The organism is Streptomyces sp. NPDC059875, from assembly GCF_042731085.1.
In the GTDB taxonomy this organism is placed as follows: domain Bacteria; phylum Actinomycetota; class Actinomycetes; order Streptomycetales; family Streptomycetaceae; genus Streptomyces.
The window spans coordinates 46,782-58,657 of record NZ_JBHWJZ010000029.1 but is presented as its reverse complement, the minus strand read 5'-3'; the positions used below and the strand labels follow the sequence as shown (position 1 = coordinate 58,657).

The 11,876-nt window shown below is 73.0% G+C and carries 9 protein-coding genes; 5 read left to right on the top strand and 4 right to left on the bottom strand.

The window, feature by feature from the left end:
* Positions 1 to 57 precede the first annotated feature (57 nt).
* Positions 58 to 1,134 carry a uroporphyrinogen decarboxylase gene (gene hemE / locus ACFV9D_RS29660; protein ID WP_385152828.1) on the top strand — a complete coding sequence of 359 codons (1,077 nt, stop codon included), beginning with the start codon at positions 58 to 60 and terminating at the stop codon, positions 1,132 to 1,134.
* A gap of 73 nt (positions 1,135 to 1,207) precedes the next feature.
* Here hemE and ACFV9D_RS29655 read toward each other — a convergent pair whose 3' ends face one another.
* The 3 genes from ACFV9D_RS29655 to ACFV9D_RS29645 form a co-directional block, all read right to left on the bottom strand.
* Positions 1,208 to 1,585: a hypothetical protein gene (locus ACFV9D_RS29655; protein ID WP_385152825.1), complete on the bottom strand. Its 378-nt coding sequence runs from the start codon at positions 1,583 to 1,585 to the stop codon at positions 1,208 to 1,210.
* Positions 1,586 to 1,650: 65 nt separating this feature from the next.
* Positions 1,651 to 3,024, bottom strand: coding sequence for an FAD-dependent oxidoreductase (locus ACFV9D_RS29650; RefSeq protein WP_385152822.1), 1,374 nt, complete (start codon positions 3,022 to 3,024; stop codon positions 1,651 to 1,653).
* 27 nt (positions 3,025 to 3,051) lie between these two features.
* The gene (locus ACFV9D_RS29645) at positions 3,052 to 4,032 is read right to left on the bottom strand and encodes a DUF4349 domain-containing protein (protein ID WP_385152820.1); all 981 of its coding nucleotides are present in this window, start codon (positions 4,030 to 4,032) and stop codon (positions 3,052 to 3,054) included.
* Positions 4,033 to 4,159: 127 nt separating this feature from the next.
* Between ACFV9D_RS29645 and hemG the strand changes: the two genes are divergently transcribed.
* Positions 4,160 to 5,713, top strand: a complete 1,554-nt coding sequence (gene hemG / locus ACFV9D_RS29640) for a protoporphyrinogen oxidase (protein ID WP_385152817.1) — start codon at positions 4,160 to 4,162, stop codon at positions 5,711 to 5,713.
* Positions 5,714 to 5,730: 17 nt separating this feature from the next.
* On the top strand, positions 5,731 to 6,444 hold the full coding sequence (gene hemQ / locus ACFV9D_RS29635) for a hydrogen peroxide-dependent heme synthase (protein ID WP_383173382.1): 714 nt from the start codon (positions 5,731 to 5,733) through the stop codon (positions 6,442 to 6,444).
* 205 nt (positions 6,445 to 6,649) lie between these two features.
* On the opposite strand, the gene ACFV9D_RS29630 is transcribed toward hemQ, so the two are convergent.
* Positions 6,650 to 9,337, bottom strand: coding sequence for an AAA family ATPase (locus tag ACFV9D_RS29630; protein ID WP_385152814.1), 2,688 nt, complete (start codon positions 9,335 to 9,337; stop codon positions 6,650 to 6,652).
* A gap of 126 nt (positions 9,338 to 9,463) precedes the next feature.
* Between ACFV9D_RS29630 and ACFV9D_RS29625 the strand changes: the two genes are divergently transcribed.
* Both ACFV9D_RS29625 and ACFV9D_RS29620 read left to right on the top strand, forming a co-directional pair.
* On the top strand, positions 9,464 to 10,465 hold the full coding sequence (locus ACFV9D_RS29625) for a GNAT family N-acetyltransferase (protein ID WP_385152811.1): 1,002 nt from the start codon (positions 9,464 to 9,466) through the stop codon (positions 10,463 to 10,465).
* 66 nt (positions 10,466 to 10,531) lie between these two features.
* Positions 10,532 to 11,773, top strand: a complete 1,242-nt coding sequence (locus ACFV9D_RS29620; RefSeq protein WP_385152809.1) for a glycosyltransferase — start codon at positions 10,532 to 10,534, stop codon at positions 11,771 to 11,773.
* Positions 11,774 to 11,876 lie beyond the last annotated feature (103 nt).

Here is an 11,876-nt window from a genome sequence, read left to right as displayed (position 1 = left end):
AGGGAGGGACACCCGGCCCGGGCGAGCGGCTTCCCGCCACATGCGAAGATTCTGGTCGTGAGTGCCAATGACAGCCCCGTGGGCCAGCAGACGAAGCAGCAGTCGCGGACGCACGACTCCGCGTTCCTCAAGGCGTGCCGGCGCGAGCCCGTACCGCACACCCCCGTCTGGTTCATGCGGCAGGCCGGGCGCTCCCTGCCCGAGTACCTGAAGGTCCGCGAGGGCATCCCGATGCTCGAGTCCTGCATGCGGCCCGAGCTGGTCACCGAGATCACGCTGCAGCCCGTGCGCCGCCACAAGGTCGACGCGGCGATCTACTTCAGCGACATCGTCGTCCCGCTCAAGGCCATCGGCATCGACCTCGACATCAAGCCGGGCGTCGGCCCGGTCGTCGCCGACCCGATCCGGACCCGCGCCGACCTGGACCGGCTGCGCGACCTGACCCCCGAGGACGTCCACTACGTCACCGAGGCCATCGGGATGCTCACCGGCGAGCTGGGATCCACCCCGCTCATCGGATTCGCCGGCGCGCCATTCACTCTCGCGAGCTACCTCGTGGAGGGCGGCCCGTCCCGCAACCACGAGCACACCAAGGCGCTGATGTACGGCGACCCGCAGCTGTGGGCCGATCTGCTCGACCGCCTCGCCGAGATCACCTCGGCCTTCCTCAAGGTCCAGATCGAGGCCGGCGCGTCCGCCGTGCAGCTCTTCGACTCCTGGGTGGGCGCCCTGGCGCCGGCCGACTACCGGCGCTCCGTGATGCCCGCCTCCACCAAGGTCTTCGACGCGGTCGCCTCGTACGGCGTCCCGCGCATCCACTTCGGTGTCGGTACGGGCGAGCTGCTCGGCCTCATGGGCGAGGCCGGCGCCGACGTGGTCGGCGTCGACTGGCGCGTCCCGATGGACGAGGCCGCCCGGCGCGTCGGCCCCGGCAAGGCGCTCCAGGGCAACCTGGACCCGGCCGTGCTGTTCTCCACCCGCGAGGCCGTGGAGGCCAAGACGGACGAGGTCCTGGCCGCCGCGAAGGACCTGGAGGGGCACGTCTTCAACCTGGGCCACGGCGTGCTGCCGACGACCGACCCGGACGCGCTGACCCGCCTGGTGGAGTACGTCCACACGCGGACGGCCGTCTGACGACGCCCGCACGACACGCCGCGGCCCCGGCCCACCACCCCCGTTCGGGGTGGCGGGCCGGGGCCGTGAAGGGTCAGCCCTCGCAGTTGATCGGCGCGGTGCCCGAGGCGACCCGGCAGTAGTCGAGGCCGAGGCCGCCGTTGACGATGCCGGCGTTGTTGCCGCTGATCCGCAGGTAGTCGTTGCCGATGTTGCCGCGAACCTCGGCGCCGGAGGCTACGTCGCCGTCGACGACGATGTAGTCGCTGCCGCCGCCACCGTCCACCGAGTGGCCGGTGGGGATGGACGGGCAGCGGATGAAGTCGCTGCCGGGTGTGCCGGTCACGTTGGTGGCGGTTCGGGGGAAGCCGTTGACCGTGCAGGTCACGACGGCGTGGGCGGGGGTGCTCAGGGCGAGCGGGGCTATCAGGAGTGAGGCGGCGCAGAGCGCTCGCGCGGCGTGTCTGATCATGTGACCAGTGACACATGGTGCACGGGTCGCCGCAAAGCGTCACCACGCGTCGTGGTCCGGTCGAGTCAGTCTTCCGCCCGAACGGCGGCCGTCGCCTTGCGCGCTGCCACCAGCACCGGATCCCACACCGGCGAGAACGGCGGCGCGTACCCGAGATCCAGGGCCGTCATCTGCTCCACCGTCATCCCGGCCGTCAGCGCCACCGCCGCGATGTCCACCCGCTTCGCCGCGCCCTCACGGCCCACGATCTGCACCCCGAGCAGCCGGCCCGTACGGCGCTCCGCCAGCATCTTCACCGTCATCGGGGCCGCGCCCGGGTAGTAGCCCGCCCGGCTGGTCGACTCGATCGTCACCGTCACGTACCGCAGCCCGACCTCGCGGGCCTCCTTCTCGCGCAGGCCCGTCCGCGCGATCTCGAGGTCGCACACCTTCGACACCGCCGTGCCGACCACGCCCGGGAACGTGGCGTAGCCGCCGCCCACGTTCGAGCCGATGACCTGCCCGTGCTTGTTGGCGTGCGTGCCCAGCGCGATGTGCCGCTCGCGGCCCGAGACCAGGTCGAGGACCTCGACGCAGTCGCCGCCCGCCCAGATGTTCTCGTGCCCCCGCACCCGCATCGCGAGATCGGTGAGCAGGCCGCCGTACACCCCCAGCGGCAGCCCGGCCGCCCGCGCCAGGGTCGTCTCCGGGACGACACCCATCCCGAGGACCACCACGTCCGCCGGGTACTCGGCGTCGTCCGTGGCCACCGCCCGGACCCGACCGTCCTCACCCGTGAGGATCTTCGTGACCGGCGAGGAGCCGACCGTCCTGATGCCGAGACCGTCCATCACCCGGTGCACCAGCCGGCCCATGTCCGGGTCGAGCGTCGCCATCGGCTGCTCGCCCCGGTTGAGCACCGTCACCTCGTAGCCCCGGTTCAGCAGCGCCTCGGCCATCTCCACACCGATGTACCCGGCGCCCACGACAACCGCCCGCCGGCCCTCCGAGCGCTCCAGCGAGTCGAGCAGCGCCTGCCCGTCGTCCAGGGTCTGCACCCCGTGCACACCGGGGGCGTCGATCCCCGGCAGCGACGGCCGCAGCGGCCGGGCGCCGGTCGCGATCACCAGCTTGTCGAAGCCCGTCCACGCCTCCGTACCCGACTCCAGGTCCCGCGTGCGCACCCGCTGCCCCGGCACGTCCAGTTCGGTCACCTCGGTCCGCATCCGCAGATCGATGTCCCGCGCCCGGTGCTCCTGCGGGGTGCGCGCGATCAGCTCGTCGCGCGCGGAGACGTCGCCGCCGACCCAGTACGGGATCCCGCAGGCCGAGTACGAGGTGAAGTGACTCCGCTCGAAGGCGACGATCTCCAGCTGCCTGGAGTCCTTGAGCCTGCGTGCCTGCGATGCGGCGGACATGCCCGCCGCATCGCCGCCGATGACCACCAGTCGTTCGCTCATACGAACACGCTACGTCGGCGCGGTGGTTCAGTCCGTGGATGTGTCAGGTTCCTCCGCGGACGCCGGCGTGGACCCCTGCGCGGATCCCGGCGCGGATGCCTCTGCCGATCCCCGCGAGGGACGGCGCGGCAGCCCCCTCCGTACGAGCACCCGCCACACCACGTACAGGACGAGCGCCACCGCCAGCCACGGCGCCACCGCCGCCAGCACGATCGCGATCCAGGCCAGCGCCGTCACCAGGGCGTTCCAGCCCCCGGCGAGCGCCTCCAGGAAGCCCGGTCGGTCCTCGGTCTCAGAGGCTCCCGCCCTCTCCTTCTCGGTCAGTTCGAGGGTGATCGTCGCCAGCGTCGTACGGTCCTTCAGCGAGGCCTGCTGGGCAAGCAGCGACTCCAGGTCCGCCTGACGACGACTCAGCTCGCCCTCCAGGGTGACCACGTCGCTCAGCTTCTCCGCCCGGTCCATCAGCGCCCGCACCCGGGCGACGCTCGCCCGCTGCGTCGCGATCCGGCTCTCCACGTCCACCACCTGCTCGGTGACGTCCTTGGCGTCCGCCTTGCGGGACAGCAGCCTGCCCGTGCCCGCCAGCTCCTCGAGCACCGACGCGTACTTCTCCTGCGGTACGCGCAGCACGATCCGCGAGGTCAGGTGCGTGTCGTCGATCCGGTCGGTCGACTCGTTGGCGACCTGCCCGCCCGCGCCCTCGGTGACCCGGCGGGCGGTGGCCAGGGCCTTGGCCGCGTCCTCGACCTCCACGGTCAGCTCGGCGGTACGGATGACGTGCTGCTGCCGCGACACGTCCGCGGGCTTCTTCGGGGCCGACGCCCCCTGGCCCGTCCCCGACTCGAAGCCTCTGTCGGCAGCGCCCTCGGCGGCCTTGCCGCCGTCGGCGGGCTCGGCGGCGCTCAGCCCTTTGCTGTCGGCGCCGCTGTCGGACGCGCCCCCGGCGCAGCCGGTCAGCGCCAGCGAGACCGTCAGCAGCGCCACGGCCGCTCCTCGCGTTCCACGCATGGGATCCCCCCTGGGATGGTGGTGAGTGGTGCCGGTTCGACGTACAGGGTGGGTGTGCGGGTTGCCGCCGGGCGGTAGCGATGTGGTCACGTTCCGGCCTCGGAACGGGCTTTGAGAGAGTGGAGCCATGAACGCGCACGTTGTCGTAGTCGGAGGCGGCATCGCCGGCCTCGCCGCCGCCCACCGGCTGCTCTCCTCCGGAGCCCGGGTGACGCTGCTCGAAGGCGGCGACCGGGTGGGCGGCAAGCTGCTCGCCGGGGAGATCGCCGGCGCTCCCGTCGACCTCGGGGCCGAGTCGCTGCTCGCCCGCCGCCCCGAGGCGGTCGCGCTCGCCCGCGCCGTCGGGCTCGGCGACCGGCTCCGGCCGCCCGCCACGACCACCGCGTCCGTATGGACCCGCGGGGCGCTGCGCCCGATGCCCAAGGGGCATGTCATGGGCGTCCCCGGCGACGCCGCGGCGCTCTCGGACCTCCTCTCGGACGAGGGGCTGCGCCGGGTCGAGCGGGACCGCGAACTGCCCCCGGCCGAGATCGGCGAGGACATCGCCATCGGCGCGTACGTCGCCGACCGGATGGGCCACGAGGTCGTCGACCGGCTGGTCGAGCCGCTGCTCGGCGGGGTGTACGCGGGCGACGCCTACCGGATCTCGATGCGGGCCGCCGTCCCCGCCCTCTTCGCCGCCGCCCGCACCCACGCCACGCTCACCGAGGCCGTCCACGCCGTCCAGCGGGCGGGCGCCGCGACCCCGTCCGACGCGGCGGGCGCGGCCACCGGCCTCGGCGGCTCCGCCTTCATGGGCATCGAGGGCGGCATCGGCACCCTGCCCGACGCGGTCGCCGCGGCGATCCGCGCGGCGGGCGGCGAGATCCTGACGCACGCCCCGGTGACGGAACTGCGCCGGGTCCCGGCGGGCGACCCCGAGCCTGCGGACCGACCGGCCGACGCGGCGTCCGCCACCCGGCCCTTGCCCTCGGCAGGCGGCACCGGCGGCCGGCGCACCGGCCGCGGCCCCGCCACGCGGTGGCGCGTCGTCGCCGGAGGCCGGGAGTTCCTCGCCGACGCGGTCGTCCTCGCCACCCCCGCCTGGTCCGCCGCCGAGCTCCTCGCCGGCGAGGCACCCGTCGCCTCCACCGAGCTCGGGGCCGTCGAGTACGCCTCCATGGCCCTCGTCACCTTCGCCTTCCGCCGCTCCGACGTCCAGGGGCTGCCCGGTTCCGGATTCCTCGTGCCGCCCGTCGACGGGCACACCATCAAGGCGTCCACTTTCTCCAGCCAGAAGTGGCAGTGGGTCTCCGACGCCGCCCCCGACCTCTTCGTCCTCCGTACCTCCGTCGGCCGCTACGGCGAGGAGGAGCAGGTCCTCCGCGACGACGCCGACCTCGTCGAGGCCTCCCTCAAGGACCTCGCCTCGGCCACCGGGCTGACCGCCCGGCCCGTCGCCACCACCGTCACCCGCTGGACCGGCGGTCTCCCGCAGTACCCCGTCGGCCATCTCGCCCGCGTCGCCCGCATCCGCGCGGCCGTCGCCGAGGTCCCCGGACTGCGCCTCGCCGGGGCCGTGTACGAGGGCGTCGGCATCCCCGCCTGCATCGCCTCGGGCCATCGCGCGGCCGACGAGATCGCGGACGAGATCATCGCCACGTCGGAAACCACCCACCCTGGTGCAGGGCACTGTCCGTGACGGGCGAGAATAGGCGTATGAGTGCGCCCGAAAAGATCCCGAACGCCGGTAAGAAGGCGAAGGACCTCAACGAGGTCATCCGCTACACCCTGTGGTCTGTGTTCAAGCTGCGCGACAACCTGCCCGAGGACCGCGCCGGCTACGCCGACGAGGTCCAGGAGCTGTTCGACCAGCTCGCCGCCAAGGACATCACCGTCCGTGGCACGTACGACCTCTCCGGTCTGCGCGCCGACGCCGATGTCATGATCTGGTGGCACGCCGAGACGAGCGACGAGCTCCAGGACGCGTACAACCTCTTCCGCCGCACCAAGCTGGGCCGCGCCCTCGAGCCGGTCTGGTCGAACATGGCGCTGCACCGCCCCGCCGAGTTCAACAAGTCGCACATCCCGGCCTTCCTGGCCGACGAGACGCCCCGCGACTACGTGAGCGTCTACCCCTTCGTGCGCTCCTACGACTGGTACCTGCTGCCGGACGAGGACCGCCGCCGGATGCTCGCGGACCACGGCAAGATGGCCCGCGGCTTCCCCGACGTCCGCGCCAACACCGTCGCCTCGTTCTCGCTCGGCGACTACGAGTGGATCCTCGCCTTCGAGGCCGACGAGCTGCACCGCATCGTCGACCTGATGCGCCACCTGCGCGCCTCCGAGGCGCGGATGCACGTCCGCGAGGAGGTCCCGTTCTACACCGGCCGCCGCCGCTCCGTGGCGGACCTGGTGGCGGGCCTGGCCTGACGGCCCCGCGAACTCGGTGACGGCCCGGCTGCCTGCCGGGCCGTCACCCCTTGACCCGGAAGATCAGACGGCGGACGGAGTTCCGTACGCCGCTCCAGCGACACCGGGTCCGGCTCCTGGTGCGGCGCGCACGATGCGCGCCGCACCGGCGTCATTTCCGGGCACGTCCGGTCTCCGGGCACCTTCGGTCCCCGGGCACCTTCGGTCAGTGGTCCTCGCCGAGAAGCGGGGGAAGCTCGGTGCGGGACGTGATGCCCAGCTTGGGAAAGGCACGGTAGAGGTGGTGGCCGACCGTGCGCGGGCTCAGGAAGAGTTGGGCGGCGATCTCGCGGTTCGTGGCCCCGGTGGCGGCCAGTCGTACGACTTCCCGTTCCTGCGGGCTGAGCCGACCGAGCAGCACGTTCGGCTCGCCGTCCTGGTCGACGGTCTCACCGGTGGCCTGTAGTTCGGTGCGGGCCCTCGACACCCACGGCTGAGCGCCGAGATCCTCGAACGTCTCCAGCGCGGCGCGAAGGCTCCGGCGGGCGTCGGCGCGGCGGCGTTCGCGGCGCAGCCACTCGCCGTACAGCAACTGGGTGCGGGCCCCTTCGAACGGCTGGGTCGAGCCCGCGTCATGCAGGCGCAGGGCAGCGGTGAAGTGCTGCTCCGCCTCGTCGTCCGCACCCGTCAACCCCTGGCAGCGCAGGGAGAGCGCGAGGGCCGCGGGGTGACGTGCGGCCTCCGCCCATTCCGCCAGTGACTGCACCGGCTCCGCCACGCGATCCGGCCGCCCCGCGCGTATCGCGGCCTCGACGAGATCGGGCAGGACAAAGGCCGACAGGATCAGGTGGCCCACGCGGGCCCGCGCCGACTCCAGATGGGCGAGCGCGCTCTCCGCGTGGCCGAGGCCGAGGTCGAGCAGGCCGAGGGCCCGGTGGGCCTGGGCGGCGGCCAGTCCGATGCCGTGGGCGTCGGCGTACTCGAGAACCGTCTCGCTCAGGCTGACGCACCGCTCCGCCTCCCCCTGGACGGCGGCCAAGGTCGCCAGGGTCGCGCGCAGGTAGGTCGCCCGATGGTTGCGACCGAACTGCTCGGCGACGGCCAGCCCTTCCACGGCGGCGGTACGGGCCTCTTCGTACCGCCCCAGGGACAGCCGGGTCTCGGCGAGCAGGTGCAGCGAGGTGGGGAGCCAGCCGACCACGTCCTGCGCCCGGCAGTCGTCCACGCACGCGGCGGCGTGGTCGAGAGCGGTGGCGTGATCGGCGACGAGCTGGTGGAACGTCCCTTCGAGGATCCTCTCGGCGAAACCGGTGCCCTCGGCGGGGGACCGCCGGTTCGTTTCCCTGCCCTCGACGAGCCCGGCCATCGCTCTCGCCGTCGCGTACTTCGGCGAGGTGGGAATCCTGGCGGCGACATCGGCCAGCAGCTCTCCGTCGCCCGAGGACTGGGCCGCCTGGACGGCCTCGGCCAGCACCGCGGCGAGATCGGTGGACGAGCCGATCCGGTCGGCGCATTCGACGAGGATGCGGCCCGCGTGCCGCGGCGACCCCCGGTCCAGCTCGACGATCGCGCGGACCCGGGCGAAGTCGGCGAGCATCGCCGGGTCGAGGGCGAGTGCGTTGATCCGGTCGGTGAGGGCCGCCGTGCGGTGGAACTGCCCGGCCTCGGCCGAGGTGATGGCCGCGGCCGCCAGCAACTGGGCGCGTCTGGCCGGGTCCGCGGTGAGCTGCGCGGCGCGTTCGTACGCGGCCGAGGCCGAGGCGGTCCCCTGTCGGCCTCCGGCCCTTTGCGCGGCACCGACCATCTCGTCGGCGACGCGTTCATCGGTTCCGGTCGTGGCGGCGGCCAGGTGCCAGGCCCGGCGGTCGGCGTGCTGGGCGCCGTCCAACTCCTCGGCCAGCGCGCGGTGGGCCGCGAGGCGCCGGGCCAGGGCGGCGTCCTGGTAGGTGGCCGACCTGATGAGCGGATGGCGGAAGGACAGGGTGTTCTCGGTCAGCAGGACGAGCGTGGCCCGTTCGGCCGGCTCCAGGTCCTCCAGAGTGGCGCCTAACCGGGTCGACGCCCGCAGGATCAGGTCGAGGTCGCCGGAGTCGTCGGCGGCGGCCACCAGCAGCATCGCTCGGGTGGCGTCGGGCAGACGATGGACCTGTTCCTGGAAGGTCTCCTGGATGCGGCTGGAGGGCGAGGACAGCGCGGCGGGAAGGGTCACGGGGTTCAACTGACCGGCCCGCTGTTCGGCGGTGAGCGCCGCGGGCAGTACCAGCAGCGCCAGCGGGTTGCCCTGGGCCTGCTCGACGATCCGGTCTCGCGCGTAGGGCGCCAGGTCGGCGACGCGCTCGGTGAGGAGGGCGTCGACGGCCGCGGGGTCGATGCCGTGCAGCCTCAGCCGTGGCAGCCCGGTGATCTGCCCGCCCGGAACGCCGTCGCGGAGGGCGAACAGCATCACCACGCCCTCGGCGTGGAGTCGACGTGCGGCGAACGTCAAGGCGTCCAGGGAGGCCCGGTCCAGCCATTGCGCGTCGTCGACGAGACACAGGAGCGGGCTGCCTCCGGCGGCCTCCGACAGCATCGTGAGGACCGCGGTTCCCAGGGTGAAGCGGTCGCCCACCGTCTCCCCGGTCAGCCCGAACGCCGCCTTCAAGGCGGCGGCCTGCGGTCCGGGCAGCGTGTCCAGCCGATCGGTGACGGGCCGTAGGAGCTGGTGCAGGCCGCCGAAGGCCAGCTCCATCTCCGACTCGATGCCCACGGTCCGCAGCACACGCCCGGGGCCCGCCACCTCGGTGGCGTACTCCAGCAGCGCCGTCTTGCCGATTCCGGCCTCGCCATGGAACACCAGCGTGCTGCTCGTGCCCTCACGGGCACGGCTGAGCAACTGGCGTATGTGGTCCTGCTCGGTCCCCCGCCCGTACAGCATGGAGTAAACCTACCCAACGATCCTGCGTTGTTGATCATCCGATTACGTCACCTCGACCGATGTGCCGGGCCGTCGGACCCCATAGCGTCGTCCCCGTTCGATCAACCGACCACGGGAGTCACGCCCTTGTCCGAGCACGTCCACGTCACTCCGCTCCACCGCATCTCGGTCACCGACGCCGCCGCCTGGCACCAGGTCGTCGCCGCTTCGATGGCCCACGACCTGCCCGGAGTACCGGCTCCCGGCCCCGGGCAGATCCACGCCCAGCTCACCAAGCCCACCCTGGACAGCCACCGACTGACCTGGCTCGCCGCCGGGGCGGACGGCGCCACGGTCGGCGTCGCGGGCCTGCGGCTGTTCGGTTCCCCGGGACGGGATCACCTGGCCGAACTCGAGCTCCACGTCGACCCCGCCCACCGGCGCAACGGAACCGGATCGCGCCTGCTGTCCGCGGTCGTGGCGGCCTGCCGTACCGAGGACCGGCGCAGCCTGATCGTCGAGGCCGCGGCCGACAGCCCGGGCGAGGCCTTCTGCGAGCGGTGGGGCTTCCGCCGGGCCCTGTCGCTGGACCATCTGGTCCTGCACCTCGACAAGCTGGACGAGGCCGGGATCCTGCGCGTCGCCGATGCCGAGCACCCCGGCTACCGACTGACCGCCTGGAACGGCACGGTGCCCGACGACCTCGCCGAGGCCTTCGCCACCGCCAAGAACGCGATGAACGACATGCCCGTCGGAGACCTGGACTACGGCAGCGTGGACTGGGACGCCGAGCGCGTACGGGCCATGGCCCGGGTTGTCGCCGATCGCGGGGACACCCTGCTGACCATCGCCGCCGTCCACGACGACGGGACCATGGCCGGCTACACCGAGATCCTGGTGCCCCAGGGCGTTCCGTCGCGGGTCCAGCAGTACGACACCGCGGTCGTGCCCGCGCACCGCGGCCACGGTCTGGGGCTGTGGCTCAAGGCCGCCATGGTGCGCCGGCTGCGCGCCGAGTACCCCGGTGTCACCGAGATCGAGACCGACAACGCCGAGGACAACGTCCACATGCTGAAGGTCAACCGGGACCTGGGCTTCCGCTCCTACCGGCGCACCCGCGAGTTCCAGCTCGACCTGCCCACCACCTGACCGCGGCGAACCGATGTGAACCGCCGACCGAGGCGGGAAGAAGAACCACGGAAACTGGAGGACGACATGAGGGTGTGTCTGGCGGCCTACGATTCGCGCGGGGGCGTGGAACCCCTGGTGGGACTCGCGGTGCGGTTGCGGGAGCTCGGCGCGGAGGTGCTGGTCTGCGCGCCACCGGACGAGGAGTTCGCGAAGCGGCTGGCCGGGGTCGGCGTGGAGATGGTGCCGACCGGTGCGTCGGTGCGCGCGCTGGTGACCGGGAAGACGCCGCCGTCGCCCGGCGGCGTGCCCCGGCGCGCGGCCGAGTTGGTCGCCGCGTTCCACGACAACGTCACGGCGCGGGCCGAGGGGTACGACGTGCTCGTGGCGACCGGCCTCGTGCCGGCCGTGGCGGGTGTGAAGTCGGCGGCCGAGACGCTCGGCATCCGTTACGTGTACGCGAGCTACCAGCCGGTGAGCCTGCCGTCTCCGCACCACCCGCCGATCCCGCGCCCGGGCCGGCCGCTCGCCTCCGACGTGACCGACAACCGCGCGCTGTGGGACCAGGACGCCCGGGACGCGCAGGAGGTGTTCGGCGAGGCGATCAACACCCACCGGGCGTCGATCGGTCTGCCGGCGCTGGACAACGTCCGCGACCACGTCTTCACCGACCGGCCGTGGCTGGCCGCGGACCCGGTCCTGGCGCCGTGGGAGCAGCCGGCGGAGCTCGAGGTGGTGCAGACCGGCGCGTGGGTCCTGCCGGACGAACGCCCGCTGCCGGCCGAGCTGGTGGAGTTCCTGGACGCCGGTACGGCACCCGTGTACGTGGGCTTCGGCAGCATTCCCATGCGCGATCCGCAGGACGTCGCCCGGGCGGCCATCGAGGCGATCCGGGCGCAGGGCCGTCGCGCGGTCCTCTCCCGTGGCTGGGCCGACCTGGCCCTGATCGACGATCAGGACGACTGCTTCGTCGTCGGCGAGGTCAACCATCAGGCCCTGTTCCGCCGGGCGGCCGCCGTCGTGCACCACGGCGGTGCGGGCACGACGACGACGGCCACGTGGGCCGGGGCGCCTCAGGTGATCGTGCCCCAGGGCGGGGACCAGCCGTACTTCGCCGGCCGGGTGTCCGACCTGGGCATCGGCGCGGCACACGACGGTCCGACTCCGACGTTCGAGTCCCTGTCGGCCGCGCTGAAGACGGCCCTGACCCCCGAGACCGGGGCGCGGGCGACGGCCGTGGCGGAGGCGTTCCGCGCCGACGGGGCGATGGTGGCCGCGCGGCTGCTGCTCGAATCCGTTGGCCAGGAAGGGCCGTCGGCGTCGGCGTGAACCACGCGGGATCGTGGAGTCCGCCCCCTGGCCGGTCGGAGCCTCTCGGCCGGTGGGGGCGGCTCCGTCGACGCGGTGGCCGACGCGCTTGCTCCGCGCCGCC